The following is a 15,667-nucleotide window of genomic DNA, read 5'->3' as shown; positions in this document are numbered from 1 at the left end:
GGCGGCTCCAGAGTTGCGCCGGGACTTTCGCTGCGGCGCGCGAACCGGTCAAGCCGGATCGGCGGCGTCGCTCTTGCGGAACGGGCCGGCTTCCGTCAGTTCGCGGCCCATCTCGTCGACATACATGCGTTCGCGCTTGAGATAATCCGCGATGGCGCGGCGCAGCGCGGGATCGGCGATGTAATGCGCGGAGTAGGTGGTCTGCGGCAGGTAGCCGCGCGCAATCTTGTGCTCGCCCTGCGCGCCGGCCTCGACGGTCGCAAGGCAGCGGGCGATCGCGAACTCGATCGCCTGATAATAGCACACCTCGAAATGCAGAAACGGGTGATGCTCGATCGCGCCCCAGTGCCGTCCGAACAGCGTGTCGCCGCCGATGAAGTTGATCGCGCCGGCGATCCAGCGGCCGTTGCGCTTCGCCATCACGAGCAGCACGTCGTCGGCCATGCTTTCGCCGATCAGCGAATAGAACGCCCGGGTGAGATAGGGGCGGCCCCATTTGCGTGAGCCGGTCTCGATGTAGAATTCGAAGAACGCGTCCCAGGCGTCTTCGGTGATGTCGCGGCCGGTCAGGCAGTGGATGCTGATGCCATTGAGGGTCGCGTCGCGGCGCTCGCGCTTGATCGCCTTGCGATGCCGCGAGGCGAGGGTGGCGAGGAAATCGTCGAAGCTGTGGTAGCCGGCATTGTGCCAGTGGAATTGCTGGTCGGTCCGCTGCAGGAAACCTTGCGCGGCGAGGAAGCGCCACTCGCTTTCGCGAGCGAATGTGACATGCGCCGACGACGCTTTGCTCAGCCCGCACAGCGCCACCAGCCCGCCCGACAGCGCCATGGCCACCTGATCGGCGTCGCCGCCCTCGCGGATCAGGAGCCGCGGGCCGGTCGCCGGCGTAAACGGGACCGAGACCTGCAGCTTCGGATAGTAGCTGCCGCCGGCGCGCTGATAGGCGTCGGCCCAGCCGCGGTCGAACACGTACTCACCTTGGGAATGCGATTTGAGGTAGCACGGTACGATTCCGACGGTCTCTCCCTCCCGTTTTGCAACGAGATGCCTTGGCCCCCAACCGGTTCGCGCGCAAGCTGAATGCGATCTCTCAAGTGCGGAGAAAAACGCGTGCGACATGAATGGATTATAGGCCGTTCTGGAAGTCGTACAGGAGCTGGCTGAAGCTGCGGATGAGGGTGGCTCGGGCGCCAGCGCAGCGCGCGCGCAGGCATCCCAATCGGCGGCGGCGATGGCGTCGACCGAGGGGACGGCTTCGAGAACGATGTCGGATAAGCTGGTCAATCAGCCAGACCGGTCGCTGGGGCGATCAATGCAGGTGAGCGTCATTCTCAGAGATTGTGCATTTCCGGAGCAAGCCGCAAGGGCGTCGGAGCATCAAGGTTCCGGAACGAATCCTTCGAAGATCATCTGGTCGGCATGACGCGCGGCGCGGGTGCGCTGCTCTGGCGTTCGCACCGTCCAGGCCAGCAGCGCACAGCCGAAGACATTGCGCGCGATCCACGGCGGAGGGGCAGGGAGATCGTCGACACGATAGGCGACGAAATGCGGCTGCGTGCGCAGCCCGTGGCGCAGCGCGAGCATCGGGTTGCGCTGGGCCTCGTTGAGCTTGGCCCAATAGGCGTCGTCGTAGCTGCGTTCGGCGGTGATGCCGCGGACCAGGTTCGGGGCGAGCTGGCGCAACGCCAGCACCTGGTCTGGGTCGAACGACATGGCGGCGGCCGGGCCGCGATAGGACGCGAGCACCTGCGTCAGTCGCGAGGCGAGCTTTCGGTCGCCGTCAAAATGGCTCTTCAGCTCGATCACCAGCGGCACCCGGCCGCCGACCAGATCGCAGAGATCGCCCAGCGTCATCATGCGCTCGGCGGTGTCGTTGAACCGGACCTGCCTGAGCTCGGCCGCCGTCAGATCGAGCAGGGCGGCGCTGCCTTGATTGAGCCGACCGAGCGTGTCGTCATGATGCACCATCGCCTCGCCGTCGGCGGTGAGCTGGATGTCCACCTCGATGGCGAAGTTGCCGGCGACCGCGGCGCTGATCGCCGCCGGCATGTTCTCGATCACGCCGCGGGCGCGGTCATGCAATCCGCGATGCGCGATCGGACGAGCCGTCAGCCAGTCGGGAGCGCGCATCGCTGTCGGTCCGGATCAGGCGACTTCGAACAGGCCCTCGACCTCGACGGCGGCGTCGGCCGGCAGCGAGGCGACGCCGATCGTGGTCCGGGCGTGGCGGCCCTTGTCGCCGAACGCGGCGACCATCAGGTCGGACGCGCCGTTCATCACCTTCGGACCGTCGATGAAATCCGGCGTCGAGTTGATGAAGCCACCGAGGCGGACCACGCGCACCACCTTGTCGAGATCGCCGAGCGCGGCCTTGAGCTGCGCCAGCAGATTGATCGCGCAGCCGCGCGCCGCAGCGTTACCCTGTTCGATGCTGACGCCCGCGCCGAGCTTGCCCTTGGCGATCAGCTTGCCTTCGCCGTCGAAGCAAATCTGACCGGACACCACCAGCAAATTTCCGGTGCGCACGAAGCCGACGTAATTCGCGACCGGGCTGGTGGGTTCGGGCAGGACGATTCCCTGCGCGGTGAGTTTCTGCTCGATCACTCCGGTCATAGCGGTCCCCGATTTCTGTTCGTCAGATGTTCTGTTCGTCGCATCCCCAGGCGGCAACGCCTCCGGGCTGGACCTGTTTGGCCGATTGCGCCGGGTCTTGCAAGCAAGGCGCGCCCCAAGCAAATCGCGCGGCACCGGTCTTGATCCGGGCGGCCAGCTCGATCGCCGGATCAGGCAAGTTTGAACCAAATGCTCCGCGATTTCACCGCAATCGGGTGTTCCATCGATCAGCGCCGTTGCGGCGCGACAGCACGCTTACTATCCTCAACTGTCCGGTTTCAAGGAGACGACATGCGCATGACACGACACACGAGCCTCCGCCTGGGTGCGTTGGCGATGACGATGGTCGGCGCCGGCGCGTTGGGCGGAACGCCCGCGATCGCCAGTCCCAACGTCGCCTTCCTGCCGCATCAGGCGCTGTACGACCTCAGCCTGCTGAAGACGCGCAACAACGCCTCGGTCAACACCGTCCGCGGCCGCATCCTGTACAATTTCTCCGGCAATGCCTGCGAGGGCTATACCTCGGACTTCCGCCAGGTCTCCGAGATCGAGAGCGGCGAGGGCAAGAACACGCTGAGCGACCTGCGCTCGTCGAGCTGGGAGGACGCCGCCGGCAAGAGCTATCGCTTCAAGATCGATACCAAGATGAACGACTCCGATCCGACCGACGTCGACGGCGTCGCGGAGCGGACCGGAGACACCATCACCGTCAAGCTGAAGCAGCCGGTGCAAAAGACCTTCACGCTCGACGGCAAGACGGTGTTTCCGACCGAGCAGATCGAACGCATCATCGCCGCGGCGCGCGACGGCAAGACGTTGCTCGAGCTGCAGGTCTATGACGGCTCGGACAATGGCGAGAAGGTCTACAACACGCTGACCGTGATCGGGCAGGCGATCCCCGGCGACCGCGCCGGATCTCCGCCGGACCCGTCGACTTCCGACGCCGCTATGAAGCCGCTGACGCGATGGCCGGTGACGGTGAGCTACTACGATCATGAAGCCAAGGCAAATTCCGGTGAGCAGACGCCTGTCTATGCGATGTCGTTCGAGCTCTACGAGAACGGCGTGTCCCGCTCGCTGGTGCTCGACTACAATGATTTCGTCCTGGCCGGCGCGCTGGGCAAGTTCGATGTCAAATCGAACAAGCCGTGTAAGTAGGGTGGGCGCAGCCGTGCGATGAGCGCGGAGGAAGCCGTCACCGCTGAGGCGCGGCGAAGCCGCGTCTCCAAGGGCGAAGGCGGTTTCCCGGCCCGTCCTTCGAGCCTCGCTGCGCGAGCGCCTCAGGACGACGCAGACCTTGTGGCCATGATGAGTTCGAACTAACTCCGCGGCTTGTCCGGTCCGTTATAGGCGAGGCCGCGGATCACCGCGGCGTCACCGAACTTCTTGCGCAGATCGTCGATCGCGCGCTCGGCGGTCGCGGCGCGGGCATCCAGCATGTCGGCCTCGTCGGCCTGTGCCTGTTCGGTCAGCGCGCTGACGCCGGTACCGATCAGGCGGAAGGCGGTGCCGTCGATTTCCTTGACCAGCATCTCGCGCGACACCGCGAAAATGCGATTAGCGAGCTGGGTCGGCGCGTGAATCGTCTGCGAGCGGGTGCGCTGGCGAAAGTCGCTCGACTTCAGTTTCAACGTGATGGTCGAACCGGCGAGGCCGGCGCTTTTCAGCCGCGACGATACCTTGTCCGACAGTCGCCACAGGATCCGTTCCAGCGTCTCCAGATCGCGGATGTCGGTCTCGAAGGTGGTTTCATTGGAGATCGACTTGGCGCCGCGATCCGGCACGACCTTGCGATTGTCGATGCCGCGGGCGAGCCGCCACAGTCGCCGTCCTTCGTCGCCGAACTGCCGCATCAGGTCGATCTCGTCGGCTTTCTGCAGATCGGCGATGGTGCGGAAGCCGTACTGAGCGACCCGAGCCGCCGTCGCGGGGCCGACGCCGAAGATGAAGCTCACGGGGCGGGGCCCCAGCATCGCTTTCGCATCGTCCTGATCGAGCGTGGCGAAACCGCGCGGCTTGTCGAGGTCGGAGGCGATCTTGGCGAGGAATTTGTTGCACGACAGGCCCACCGACACGGTGATGCCGATGTCGCGTTCGATGTCGCGGGCGAACCGCGCCAATACCTTGGCGGCGATCGCGCCGTGCATCCGCTCGGTGCCGGACAGATCGAGAAACGCCTCATCGATCGACAGCGGCTCGACCAGCGGCGTGAGTTGCAGCATCGCCTGGCGGACCTCGCGGCCGACGCGGACGTATTTCGCCATGTCGGGGCGCACGACAGCCGCCGAAGGGCACAGCGCCAGCGCCTTGAACATCGGCATCGCCGAGCGCACGCCGAAGGTGCGCGCGATGTAGCAGGCGGCCGAAACAACGCCGCGCCTGCCGCCGCCGATGATCACCGGCCGGTCGGCGAGGTCGGGATTATCGCGCTTCTCGACTGTCGCGTAGAACGCATCGCAGTCGATATGCGCGAGCGTCAGCGTCGACAGCGCGCGATGGCGGAGCAGTCGCGGAGAGCCGCACGCGCTGCAGCGCCGCGCGTCCGCCCCGAGATCGGTGAGGCAGTCGCGACAGAAGCACAGCGGCCCGGGCGGCCCCGCTTCACTCACGGCGTATCGCTCTCCCACGGCGTATCCTCGAGCACCTGCAAAGCGGCCGCGACATTGGTCGGGTCGAGGCCGGCCGAGGTCGCGAACGCCTTCACGGTTGCGTCATCGCGCATGATGAAGTTCAGCACACTGATCAGAAACTGCGGGTCGGCGGCCGACTGCCGCAGCGTCTCCGGGCCGATCCCGGTCTCGGCGAGGAACAGGCCCAGCCGCTCGGGGTCCGACGCGATGAAGGAAAGCGCCTGAATCGCCACGATTTCAGAAACTTGTCGGGCATTGTGAACACGTTTGGGCATCGGTGGTGTTTGCCTTTCCGTAACTTCTAGTCTCTATTTTAATCAATCATGCCCGAGTCTTGCATGGTCAAGTCTTGCGGATTGTCGAACAGCAGCGCTGGTCGTAGACGCGGGCACTCTCGTATCAGGATTGGAGGGCGGGATGGCCAAAACCGTCCTGATCGTCGAGGATAACGAGCTCAACATGAAGCTCTTCCGCGATTTGCTGGAAGCCCATGGCTACCAGACGGCGGGAACGAGCAATGGTTATGAAGCGCTCGACCTCGTTCGCAAACTGCATCCTGATCTGATCCTGATGGACATCCAGCTGCCACAGGTATCTGGTCTGGATGTCACCCGCTGGATCAAGGACGACCCGGAACTGCGTCACATCCCGGTGGTGGCGGTGACGGCGTTCGCGATGAAGGGCGATGAGGAACGCATCCGCGAAGGTGGCTGCGAGGCCTATTTGTCGAAGCCGATTTCGGTGGGCAAGTTCATCGAAACCGTGCGCCGTTTCATCGGGTAGGAGCAGGCGATGTCCGCACGGATCCTGGTGGTCGACGACATTCCCGCCAACGTCAGGCTGCTCGAAGCGCGGCTGTCGGCGGAGTACTTCGATGTCGTGACCGCGTCCAATGGCGCGCAGGCGCTCGAGATCTGCGCGCGCGCGGAATGCGACATCGTGCTGCTGGACGTGATGATGCCGGACATGGACGGCTTCGAGGTCTGCCGGCGGCTGAAGGCCAATCCGAAGACGCATTTCATCCCTGTGGTGATGGTGACGGCGCTCGACAGCCCCGCCGATCGGGTGCGCGGGCTCGAGGCCGGCGCCGACGACTTCCTCACCAAGCCGGTGTCGGACGTGGTGCTGATCGCCCGCGTGCGCTCGCTGACTCGCCTGAAGATGATGACCGACGAACTGCGGATGCGCGCGATCACCTCGCTCGAGATCGGCATGCAGGCGCCGGAGCGCGAGGCGGTGTCCGATCAGGGTAAAGGCGGGCGCATCCTGCTGGTCGACGACCGGCCGTCGTCCTACGAGCGGCTGGCGCCGCTGCTCGCCGCCGAACACGACATCGACGTTGAAGCCAATCCGTCCGAGGCACTGTTTCACGCGGCCGAGGGCAATTACGATCTGTTGATCGTTTCGCTCGGTCTGGAAGATTTCGATGGGCTGCGACTGTGCAGCCAGGCGCGATCGCTCGAGCGCACCCGACACGTGCCGATTCTCGCGATCGCCGATGCCGAGAACAACGCGCGGCTGCTGCGCGGACTGGAAATCGGCGTCAACGACTATCTGCTGCGGCCGGTCGACAAGAACGAACTGCTGGCGCGCGCGCGCACGCAGATTCGCCGTCGGCGCTATACCGATCATCTGCGCGACAACGTGCAGCATTCGATCGAGATGGCGATCACTGATGGCCTGACCGGGCTACATAATCGCCGCTATATGGAAAGCCATCTCGCGACGCTCGCCGAGCAGGCGGGCGCTCGCGGCAAGCCATTGGCGCTGATGATCCTCGACATCGACTTCTTCAAGTCGATCAATGACAGCTACGGCCACGACGCCGGCGACGACGTGCTGCGCGAATTCGCGACGCGCATCCGCAAGTCGATCCGCGGCATCGACCTCGCCTGCCGCTACGGCGGCGAGGAGTTCGTCATCGTGATGCCGGAGACCGATCTGCACGTTGCGCAGATGGTGGCGGAGCGGCTGCGGCGGGCGATCGCCGGCGAGCCGTTCGCCATCGAGAAGGGCGCCAAGCGGATCGAGGTCACGATCTCGATCGGGCTGTCGACGCTGGAGCGCAAAGGCGAACCGGTCCGCGATCTGCTGAAGCGCGCCGACACCGCTTTGTATCGCGCCAAGCACGACGGTCGCAATCGCGTGGTTGCGGCGGCGGCGTGAGCCGCGGCACCTGCACGACTTCACACAAACGCACAGCCGTCATCCCCGCGAAGGCGGGGATCCAGGACGCCGCAGCTTTGCGATCGACCGTGGCGCTCTTGGAATACTGGGTCGCCCGCTTTCGCGGGCGATGACGGCTTCTATCTGCTGAGGCTTCCACGATCACGCGACGCAAAAGCAAACGGGGCCCGAAGGCCCCGCAAAACTCTATCCGTAAGCCGCTTCGGGCTTACTTGATCTTGGCTTCCTTGAACTCGACGTGCTTGCGCGCGACCGGGTCGTACTTCTTCTTGGTCATCTTGTCGGTCATGGTGCGCGAGTTCTTCTTCGTCACGTAATAGAAGCCGGTGTCGGCAGTCGAGACGAGCTTGATCTTGATGGTGACCGCTTTGGCCATGGTCGGAACCTCGAATGTCGGGAATCGGAGCGAGGTCGAACGTCAGGACCCGCGTTTGGCGCGCAAACTAGCCGCCAATGACCGAAAGTCAAGGTTTTCAGCAGCAGATCGAGGCCGAAAACCGGGCATTTCGGGGGATTGGGGCTGGAAATGGCCCCGCCAGACGCTTCAATCGCGCCGTTTGAGCGAAAGTCGCGTCGGCGCGCGGGCAGCATCGCCGGATTCGGGCCTCAGGTTCCGGGCAGAATGTCCTTCTGCATCCGGCCGCCATAGAAATGGAAGAACGGCACCGGCGAATCGTGGCGCAGCGGGCCGGTGGCGAGGCGGCGTTGCAACTCGCCCAGTACGTTCTTGGTCATCGCATGCAGGTCGGCGAGGGGGCTGGACCCGAGTTCGACCCAGACCAGTTCGACCAGTTCGGCGTCCGGATGGATCACACCCTCGACCCGGTGGGCGATGGCGGAGGCGTCGGCGGTGAAGAACCGCGTGTCGAAGCGCCGGACCCGGCCCGGCGGTGTGATCGCGCGGGCGATCAGGAACAGCCCGGAGGGGTCGGGCAGCAACCCTGCGTCGGTGAAGGGCTGCCACGGGCCGTTCAGCCTTGACGCGGCGTCCGCCTTGCGGCCAAGGCACAGGCCGGTTTCCTCGCAGGCTTCGCGGATCGCCGCGACAGCGAGCGCACGGGCGCGAGAGGGCGTGATCCTGGGGCTGCCTTTGAGAAGATTGGCTTCGAGTTCCAGCGGAATCGGCGCCGCCACCGGAACGCGGTTGTCGACCTTATCGACGCGGCCGCCGGGAAACACGAATTTGCCGGGCATGAACACCACGTTGTCGTGGCGCTTTCCGACAAGCACTTTCGGAATGCTGCCGCTGCGATCGACGAGGATCAGCGTCGCGGCGTCCTTCGGACGGAAATACGGATGGTGATCGGCTTCTTTTTCGCCCTGTTCGACCGTGTTCGCGACATGCGTGACCGTCTCGCTCATTTCGCTCCCGTTCCCCGTTTCTTGTTATGCGGCTTGATCGCCGTCTAGATTTTGCTCGCGCATGATCTTTCCGGAAAACTGGCATCCACTTTTCGGAATCACGTTCTACTTTTCCGGATTGTTTTCGTCGAAGCCGTGCATCCGAAAAGCCCATTGCAGACCGACCACCGCGCCCTTGACGGGTTGCAGCAGCGCCAGCGATGCGAGCAGCGTGATAGGCAAATAGATCGCGAGCTGCAATGCCACCGGCGGCGCGAAGTTGGTTTCGATCGACAATGCGATCGGCACGACGATGTGTCCGACGATGACGATCACCAGATAGGCCGGCAGATCGTCGGCGCGGTGACCGCTGAAATCCTGACCGCAATGGCCGCAGGCATCGGCGGTCTTGAGGAACGCGCGGAACAGTTTTCCTTCGCCGCAATGCGGGCAGCGGCCGCGAAAGCCGCGCCACATCGCCTGCCAGACGTTGCGTTCCTCCGTGGGAGCGTTGTCCGACGGCCACACGATGGGCGCACGATTCACAACGGTTTTCATCGCTTTCCCTTTCCGGGCTTGTTCGGCTTGCGCTTCGGCGGCTTGGCGACCTTCGCCTTGCGGGCCTTGCCGCGCGAGCTGCGCCCGATGGCGGCTTTGCTCGTCGCCTGTTCCTTCCCTTTGGTCTTGTGTGGGCCTTTGCGCTGCCCGCGCACGACGCTGCGTGATTCACTGAGCAGTTCGAACCGCAGCGCGCCGGCCACCGGTGCAGCTTCGACCAGACGGACGTCGACGACATCCCCCAGCCGATGCATGGCACCACTGCGCGAGCCGATCAGCGCGTGGCGGGTCTCGTCATAGTTGTAGTATTCGTCGCCGAGCGTCCGGATCGGGATCAGCCCGTCGGCGCCGGTGTCGCTCAGCTTGACGAACAAACCGGCCTTGGTGACCCCGGAAATCCGGCCCTGGAAGGTCGCGCCGATCCGGTCGGCGAGGTGATGCGCGATCAGCCGGTCGACGGTCTCGCGTTCCGCCTTCATGGCGCGGCGTTCCGTCACCGAAATCTGCGCCGCGACTTCGGCGAGCGTTTCCACCGTTTCGGTTTGTGGCAACGCGCCGTCGCCGAGATCGAGCGCGCGGATCAGCGCGCGGTGGACCACGAGATCGGCGTAGCGGCGGATCGGCGAGGTGAAATGCGCGTAGCGGCGCAGGTTCAGGCCGAAATGGCCGTAATTCTCCGAGGCGTATTCCGCCTGCGCCTGCGAGCGCAGCACGACTTCGTTGACGAGGAGTTCGGCGTCGTGACCCTTCACCATCGCCAGGATGCGATTGAACTGCGCCGGTCGCATTGCGCCGCCTTTGGCGAAGGACAGATCGAGCGTCTTCAGGAAGTCGACGAGGTTATGGACCTTCTCAACGGTCGGTTCGTCGTGCACCCGATAGATCAGCGGCAGCGCCTTCTTCTCCAGCATTTCCGCCGCGGCGACATTGGCGAGGATCATGAATTCCTCGATCAATCTGTGCGCGTCGAGCCGCTCGGGCACGATGACGCGATCGACCGTGCCGTCGGGCTTCAGCAGGATCTTGCGCTCAGGCAGATCGAGATCGAGAGGGTCGCGTTCGTCGCGGCCGCGCTTGACGATCGCATAGGCGTCGTACAGCGGCTTGAGGATCGTCTCCAGCAGCGGGCCGGTGACGTCGTCGGGGTGGCCGTCGATCGCGGCCTGCGCCTGCGCGTAGTTCAGCTTCGCCGCCGAGCGCATCAGCACGCGGTGGAACGAGTGCGAGCGCTTGCGGCCATCGGCGTCCATCACCATCCGCACCGCGAGCGCGCCGCGCGGCTCGCCGGGCTTCAACGAGCACAGATCGTTGGAGATCCGTTCCGGCAGCATCGGTACGACGCGGTCGGGGAAGTACACCGAATTGCCGCGCCGCAACGCGTCGCGATCGAGCGCTGACTCCGGCCGCACGTAATAGGCGACGTCGGCGATCGCGACGTGCAGGATCACGCCGCCTTTGTTGGCGGGATCGGGGTCGGGCTCGGCGTGGACCGCGTCGTCGTGGTCCTTGGCGTCGGGCGGATCGATCGTCACCAGCGGCAGGCTGCGCCAGTCTTCGCGGCCTTTCAGCGTCGCGGGCTCTGCGGCTTCGGATTCGCGCAGCGCCGCGGGGGCGAATTCCTGTGGAATGTCGTGGGAGTGGATCGCGATCAGGCTGACCGCCTTCTCGGTCGCGAGCGAGCCGAGCCGTTCCTTCACCCGGCCGGACGACAATCCGTAGCCGCGGGCGCGGATCAGTTCGACGCTGACGAGATCGCCATCCTGCGCGCCGCCGGCATCGTGCGCGGCGATGTTGAGTTCGCGCCCGGCCTGTTTCTTGTCGACCGGCACCAGCCGGCCACCGCCCTGCGGCTGGACGCGGAAGATGCCGAGAATCCGCGGCTTGCCGCGGTCGAGCACACGGATGACGCGGCCGACATAGGCCGGTCCGTTGTCGGACGCTTCCGCGGGCTCGACATGCAGAAGCGCACGATCGCCGAGGCCGGCTGCGGTGCCCGGCTTGGCGCGGCGCGGAACGTGGATGCGGATCCTGGGCGGATCGCCATCCTGCTCGTCCCATTCCGCCGGCGTGGCGATCAGTTCGCCATCGCTGTCGCGCGCGGTGATGTCCGCCAGCAAGGTCGGGGGCAGGGCAGCGGGCTCCGCGATCTTGCGCCGGCCGCTTTTGCGGATCGTGCCATCGTCGGACAATTCGCGGATCATCCGCTTGAGTTCGGCGCGGTCAGCATTCTTCAGGCCGAACTCCCGCGCGATCTCGCGGGTGCCGACCTTGCCTGGATGCGCGCGGATGAAGGCGACGAGCGTGGCCTTGTCCGGGAAAGTTGCGTCGCGCGTCTTGCTCACATCTATCCGTTCTTGGCCGCGCTCTTTTTGGCGGGTGATTTGGGCTTGGCTGTTGCTTTGGCGGTGGAGGCCTTGGCCACGGACGTCTTGGCCGTCACCGGCGCGCGCGCTTTGCTGGCGGCGGCGGTTTCGGCTTTCGGCTTGGTCTTCTTGGCCGCGGCTTTCTTCGGCTTGGCCTCGCCGGAGGCTGCGGCCTTCTTCGCCGGAGCCTTCTTCTTGGCCTTGCCGCCGCCGCCCTTGGCGGCGCGCTCGTCGATCAGCGCGATGGCCTCGGCGAGCGTGATGGTGTCCTGGGTCTTGTCGTTCGGGATCGTGGCGTTGACGCCGCCGGCGGTGACATAGGCGCCGTAGCGGCCGGCTTTCACGGCGACGCCGCCGAGGGTCGGGTGATCGCCGAGCGGCTTGCCGGGGTCAGCGCCGAAGCGCCGCTTGCTCGGGCCCTTGGCGATCTTCTCGGCGATCAGGGTCACCGCACGGTTCAGCCCGATGTTGTGGACATCGTCGCCGGCCTCGAGGCTGGCATAGGTCTTCTCGTGCTGCACATAGGGCCCGAAACGGCCGATGCCGGCCTTGATCGGCTCGCCGGTCTCCGGATGCTTGCCGACTTCGCGCGGCAGCGCGAGCAGCCGCAGCGCCATCTCGAGCTCCACGTCGGACGGCGAGGTGCCCTTCGGAATGCCTGCGCGCTTCGGCTTCTCGCCTTCGGCGTAGTCCTTGGCTTCGCCAAGCTGGATGTAAGGACCGAACCGACCGGATTTGACGGCCACTTCGAAGCCGGTGTCGGGATCGATGCCGAGCACGCGGTCGGCATCGCCGCCGCCGCCGTCGGCGGCGAGCGGGCGGGTGTGGCGGCATTCCGGATAGTTCGAGCAGCCGACAAAGGCGCCGAACTTGCCGGCCTTGAGATTGAGCCGGCCGGTGCCGCAGCTCGGGCACTGCCGCGGATCGCCGCCATCCTCGCGCGGCGCATAGATATGCGGACCGAGCATCTCGTCGAGCACGTCGAGCACCTGCGCGACCCGCAGCTCCTTGATGTCGTCGACCGCGCCGATGAAATCGGTCCAGAAATCGCGCAGCACCTGCTGCCAGGAGATTTCATTGTTGGAGATGCGGTCGAGTTTCTCTTCCAGCGCCGCGGTGAAGTCGTATTCGACGTAGCGCGCGAAAAAGCTCTCCAGGAACGCGATCACGACGCGACCTTTGTCCTCGCCGTGCAGCCGCTTCTTCTCCAGCTTCACGTAGCCGCGATCCTTCAGCACCTGCAGGATCGAGGCGTAGGTCGAGGGTCGGCCGATGCCGAGCTCTTCCATCCGCTTCACCAGCGAGGCTTCCGAAAAGCGCGGCGGCGGTTCGGTGAAATGCTGGGTGACGGCGAGCGCGTCGCGCTTCAGCGCCTCGTCTTCGCTCATCGCCGGCAGCCGGCGCGAATCCTCGTCCTCGCTGTCGTCGTCGCGGCCTTCCTGATAGGCGGCGAGAAAGCCGTCGAACTTGACCACCTGACCGGTGGCGCGCAGCTCCAGCACGCGCGACCCGGCTTTGGCCTCGATGTCGACGGTGGTGCGCTCCATCTCGGCCGATTCCATCTGACTCGCGACGGTGCGGACCCAGATCAGTTCGTAGAGTCGGGCCTGATCGGAATCGAGCCTGCCGTTGACGTCGGCCGGGCGGCGCGACATGTCGGTCGGGCGGATCGCCTCATGCGCTTCCTGGGCGTTTTTCGCCTTGGCCTGATATTGCCGCGGCGTATCCGGAACGTAGGCGCTGCCGTAATCCTCGGCGATCACCTTGCGCGCCTCGGTGATGGCGGAGGGGTCGATCTGGACGCCGTCGGTACGCATATAAGTAATGAGACCGGTGGTCTCGCCGCCGATGTCGATGCCTTCATACAGCCGTTGCGCGATCCGCATCGTGTGCGCCGGCGCGAAGCCGAGCTTGCGGCTGGCTTCCTGCTGCAATGTCGAGGTGGTGAAGGGGGCGTAGGGGTTGCGGCGGGCCGGCTTGGCCTCGACGCTCGACACCTTGAAGTTGGCCTGCTCGATCGCCTGCTTGAAATCCTCGGCCTCGACGCCGGTACCAATGTCGAGCCGCTGGATCTTCTTGCCGTCGGCGCCGACCAGGCGGGCCTCGAAGCTGTCGCCGCGCGGCGTCGTCAGGGTCGCGATCAGCGACCAGTATTCGCGCGGAACGAACTTCTCGATCTCCATCTCGCGGTCGCACACAAGCCGCAGCGCCACCGATTGCACCCGCCCGGCGGAACGCGCGCCGGGCAGCTTGCGCCACAGCACCGGGGAGAGCGTGAAGCCGACCAGATAATCCAGCGCGCGGCGCGCCATATAGGCGTCGACCAGCGCGCCGTCGATCTCGCGCGGGTGCTTCATGGCGTCGGTGACCGACTGCTTGGTGATGGCGTTGAACACCACGCGCTCGACCTTCTGGTCTTTCAGCGCGCGCTTCTGCTTCAACACTTCCAGCACGTGCCAGGAGATCGCCTCACCCTCGCGATCAGGGTCGGTGGCGAGGATCAGCTTGTCGGCGCCTTTGAGGGCCTTGGCGATGTCGTTGAGCCGGCCGGCAGCTTTGGGATCGATCTCCCAAATCATCTGGAAATTCGCGTCTGGATCGACCGACCCGTTCTTGGCCGGCAGATCGCGGACATGCCCGAACGAGGCCAGAACCTCGTAGGAGGAGCCGAGATATTTGTTGATCGTCTTGGCCTTCGCAGGCGACTCGACAATGACGAGATTCATCGGATTCCAATGATTTAGCTAAGAGAAACGGGCCCGTTTCGCGAGACTCGCGCCAGCCGCATGGTGCGGAACATGGGTGGTGAGGCCGCCGCTGTCAAATCAGCAGGCAGAGGCGGGACGGCTCCTCGCATCGACATTTAGGCTGGCGGGGATAAAAATTAAACCTAGAGTTGCACAACCTAGAGTAGTATCTGAGATGGGATATCAGCTTTCTGGAGGCGTGCCTCCGCCGATAAAGGACTAACCGATGCCGCTACGACAGGGGAGCAGCGGCTCCGCAGATCGCGACGGAGGCCCAGTGGAGGCCGCCGGATACCTCGCGGAGGCGCTCTCCGAATTGATCCAGATTGCCCAGGTCCATCGCTTGGACGTGCTCTGCTACCTGCTCGACATGGCCCGGATGGAAGCAGGCGAGATCGTTCGTATTCAGAAACGCGGCGGTTCGCAACGCCGCTGACGACATTCGGATATGACGTTAAATCAGCTGTGCAATCTATTGGAATTTTGACGATTCTCCTCAGATCGTGCGCCACGCTGAAGGCCGTTCGATCAGATCATGCGACAGTACGGAGTTCGCCCCCGTGGGGCAGAATCGACTCTACCTGGCCTCGATCCGGTCGAATGGCGCCGCCTGAAGCCGGTCTCGCCGACCGACCATGAACTCGCAACCCGAACAACGAGCCCCCGCAGCGCGCGCTGCCGCGATGGCGGGCAGACCGCGCCTGGGGCACTATCGCTTGGACGCGCCGTTGGTCGGTTCGTCGACGCAGCCCTGATGCGCGACCGGAGGGCGGTTAATCGGTTGTTAACCGAACTGGTGCACGCTTCGAATCAGCGGGAAGCGGGCCGGATGTACGTCCGCCTCCAAGATGGCTCGAAGTGTCACAACTTCGGGCCGTTGCTTTTTTGGGGTCTGCGCGCGCGGCCTAGAGCGTTTCCGGTTCTGATAGAATCAGAACCGGAGCTCTAACTTTCTGTTCTGACGCGTTTTCTTCACGCGAACCGGTTTCCACTTCGCTCGAAAACGCTCTAGCAGACTGTTGAAGAAGTCCTGCATTCATTGGGATTGAAGGTTGCAGTCGTTCGACATGCGACGGCTTCAGCTTTGAGTGCGGATGGCCTCGCTGTCTTGGGGAGCTTCACGCCGCTGCTCTCAGGAGCTTTGGTAGGCGGATCAGATTGTAGGCCGCCAGCGCCAGGTTGAAGGCGGCGTCGACCCGGTCGCGGCCTCGCAACTTGACCTTGGCGA

The 15,667-nt window shown here is 64.8% G+C and carries 14 protein-coding genes; 4 read left to right on the top strand and 10 right to left on the bottom strand.

Annotated features, from left to right (window positions below):
* Nucleotides 1-48 precede the first annotated feature (48 nt).
* The 3 genes from BMY71_RS16020 to BMY71_RS16010 all read right to left on the bottom strand — a co-directional run bounded on the left by BMY71_RS16020 (nucleotide 49) and on the right by BMY71_RS16010 (nucleotide 2,613).
* Nucleotides 49-1,284: a GNAT family N-acetyltransferase gene (locus tag BMY71_RS16020; protein ID WP_092685048.1), complete on the bottom strand. Its 1,236-nt coding sequence runs from the start codon at nucleotides 1,282-1,284 to the stop codon at nucleotides 49-51.
* 93 nt (nucleotides 1,285-1,377) lie between these two features.
* Complete coding sequence (locus tag BMY71_RS16015; protein ID WP_092685046.1) at nucleotides 1,378-2,130, bottom strand: glycerophosphodiester phosphodiesterase; 753 nt, start codon at nucleotides 2,128-2,130, stop codon at nucleotides 1,378-1,380.
* Nucleotides 2,131-2,145: 15 nt separating this feature from the next.
* On the bottom strand, nucleotides 2,146-2,613 hold the full coding sequence (locus BMY71_RS16010; protein ID WP_011503443.1) for a RidA family protein: 468 nt from the start codon (nucleotides 2,611-2,613) through the stop codon (nucleotides 2,146-2,148).
* A 297-nt stretch (nucleotides 2,614-2,910) separates the two neighbouring features.
* Here BMY71_RS16010 and BMY71_RS16005 point away from each other — a divergent pair, with 297 nt between their 5' ends.
* Nucleotides 2,911-3,771 (top strand): cell envelope integrity EipB family protein, encoded by an 861-nt coding sequence (locus BMY71_RS16005; RefSeq protein ID WP_430715337.1) that lies wholly within the window; start codon nucleotides 2,911-2,913, stop codon nucleotides 3,769-3,771.
* Between the two features lie 161 nt (nucleotides 3,772-3,932).
* Here BMY71_RS16005 and BMY71_RS16000 read toward each other — a convergent pair whose 3' ends face one another.
* Nucleotides 3,933-5,222: a DNA polymerase IV gene (locus tag BMY71_RS16000; protein ID WP_092685042.1), complete on the bottom strand. Its 1,290-nt coding sequence runs from the start codon at nucleotides 5,220-5,222 to the stop codon at nucleotides 3,933-3,935.
* On the bottom strand, nucleotides 5,219-5,518 hold the full coding sequence (locus tag BMY71_RS15995) for a DUF3572 domain-containing protein (protein WP_011503440.1): 300 nt from the start codon (nucleotides 5,516-5,518) through the stop codon (nucleotides 5,219-5,221). Before BMY71_RS15995 ends, BMY71_RS16000 begins: the two co-directional genes overlap by 4 nt.
* Nucleotides 5,519-5,660: 142 nt before the next feature.
* Here BMY71_RS15995 and BMY71_RS15990 point away from each other — a divergent pair, with 142 nt between their 5' ends.
* Together BMY71_RS15990 and BMY71_RS15985 are read left to right on the top strand one after the other, a co-directional pair.
* A complete protein-coding gene (locus tag BMY71_RS15990; RefSeq protein WP_011503439.1) occupies nucleotides 5,661-6,026 on the top strand; it encodes a response regulator in 366 nt (121 codons plus the stop codon).
* Between the two features lie 9 nt (nucleotides 6,027-6,035).
* On the top strand, nucleotides 6,036-7,409 hold the full coding sequence (locus BMY71_RS15985) for a PleD family two-component system response regulator (protein ID WP_092685040.1): 1,374 nt from the start codon (nucleotides 6,036-6,038) through the stop codon (nucleotides 7,407-7,409).
* A gap of 229 nt (nucleotides 7,410-7,638) precedes the next feature.
* Here the strand turns inward: BMY71_RS15985 and rpmG are convergent, their stop codons facing one another.
* From rpmG to topA, 5 genes are all read right to left on the bottom strand, one after another.
* Nucleotides 7,639-7,806 carry a 50S ribosomal protein L33 gene (gene rpmG, locus BMY71_RS15980; RefSeq protein ID WP_011503437.1) on the bottom strand — a complete coding sequence of 56 codons (168 nt, stop codon included), beginning with the start codon at nucleotides 7,804-7,806 and terminating at the stop codon, nucleotides 7,639-7,641.
* A 230-nt stretch (nucleotides 7,807-8,036) separates the two neighbouring features.
* Nucleotides 8,037-8,792, bottom strand: coding sequence for an NUDIX hydrolase (locus BMY71_RS15975; protein WP_092685038.1), 756 nt, complete (start codon nucleotides 8,790-8,792; stop codon nucleotides 8,037-8,039).
* A gap of 105 nt (nucleotides 8,793-8,897) precedes the next feature.
* Nucleotides 8,898-9,329 carry a DUF983 domain-containing protein gene (locus tag BMY71_RS15970; protein ID WP_011503435.1) on the bottom strand — a complete coding sequence of 144 codons (432 nt, stop codon included), beginning with the start codon at nucleotides 9,327-9,329 and terminating at the stop codon, nucleotides 8,898-8,900.
* Nucleotides 9,326-11,671, bottom strand: coding sequence for a ribonuclease R (gene rnr / locus BMY71_RS15965; RefSeq protein ID WP_092685036.1), 2,346 nt, complete (start codon nucleotides 11,669-11,671; stop codon nucleotides 9,326-9,328). The genes BMY71_RS15970 and rnr overlap by 4 nt, the downstream gene beginning before the upstream one ends.
* Before the next feature lie 2 nt (nucleotides 11,672-11,673).
* The gene (topA, locus tag BMY71_RS15960; protein ID WP_011503433.1) at nucleotides 11,674-14,418 is read right to left on the bottom strand and encodes a type I DNA topoisomerase; all 2,745 of its coding nucleotides are present in this window, start codon (nucleotides 14,416-14,418) and stop codon (nucleotides 11,674-11,676) included.
* A gap of 298 nt (nucleotides 14,419-14,716) precedes the next feature.
* On the opposite strand from topA, the gene BMY71_RS15955 reads away from it, so the two are divergent.
* On the top strand, nucleotides 14,717-14,875 hold the full coding sequence (locus tag BMY71_RS15955) for a hypothetical protein (RefSeq protein WP_347336029.1): 159 nt from the start codon (nucleotides 14,717-14,719) through the stop codon (nucleotides 14,873-14,875).
* Nucleotides 14,876-15,667 lie beyond the last annotated feature (792 nt).

Origin of the sequence: Rhodopseudomonas pseudopalustris (assembly GCF_900110435.1) — a bacterium.
Lineage (GTDB): Bacteria > Pseudomonadota > Alphaproteobacteria > Rhizobiales > Xanthobacteraceae > Rhodopseudomonas > Rhodopseudomonas pseudopalustris.
Note: the sequence above shows the minus strand (reverse complement) of the source record. Positions and strands in the feature narration are given on the sequence as shown.

What these genes read in the sequence shown, in the direction of transcription:
- BMY71_RS15990 (WP_011503439.1), top strand. Translation starts at nt 5,661, where the DNA reads ATGGCCAAAACCGTCCTGATCGTCGAGGATAACGAGCTCAACATGAAG.
- topA (WP_011503433.1), bottom strand. Translation starts at nt 14,418, where the DNA reads ATGAATCTCGTCATTGTCGAGTCGCCTGCGAAGGCCAAGACGATCAAC.
- BMY71_RS15975 (WP_092685038.1), bottom strand. Translation starts at nt 8,792, where the DNA reads ATGAGCGAGACGGTCACGCATGTCGCGAACACGGTCGAACAGGGCGAA.
- BMY71_RS15970 (WP_011503435.1), bottom strand. Translation starts at nt 9,329, where the DNA reads ATGAAAACCGTTGTGAATCGTGCGCCCATCGTGTGGCCGTCGGACAAC.
- BMY71_RS15995 (WP_011503440.1), bottom strand. Translation starts at nt 5,518, where the DNA reads ATGCCCAAACGTGTTCACAATGCCCGACAAGTTTCTGAAATCGTGGCG.
- BMY71_RS16015 (WP_092685046.1), bottom strand. Translation starts at nt 2,130, where the DNA reads ATGCGCGCTCCCGACTGGCTGACGGCTCGTCCGATCGCGCATCGCGGA.
- BMY71_RS16005 (WP_430715337.1), top strand. Translation starts at nt 2,911, where the DNA reads ATGACACGACACACGAGCCTCCGCCTGGGTGCGTTGGCGATGACGATG.
- rpmG (WP_011503437.1), bottom strand. Translation starts at nt 7,806, where the DNA reads ATGGCCAAAGCGGTCACCATCAAGATCAAGCTCGTCTCGACTGCCGAC.
- BMY71_RS15985 (WP_092685040.1), top strand. Translation starts at nt 6,036, where the DNA reads ATGTCCGCACGGATCCTGGTGGTCGACGACATTCCCGCCAACGTCAGG.
- BMY71_RS16010 (WP_011503443.1), bottom strand. Translation starts at nt 2,613, where the DNA reads ATGACCGGAGTGATCGAGCAGAAACTCACCGCGCAGGGAATCGTCCTG.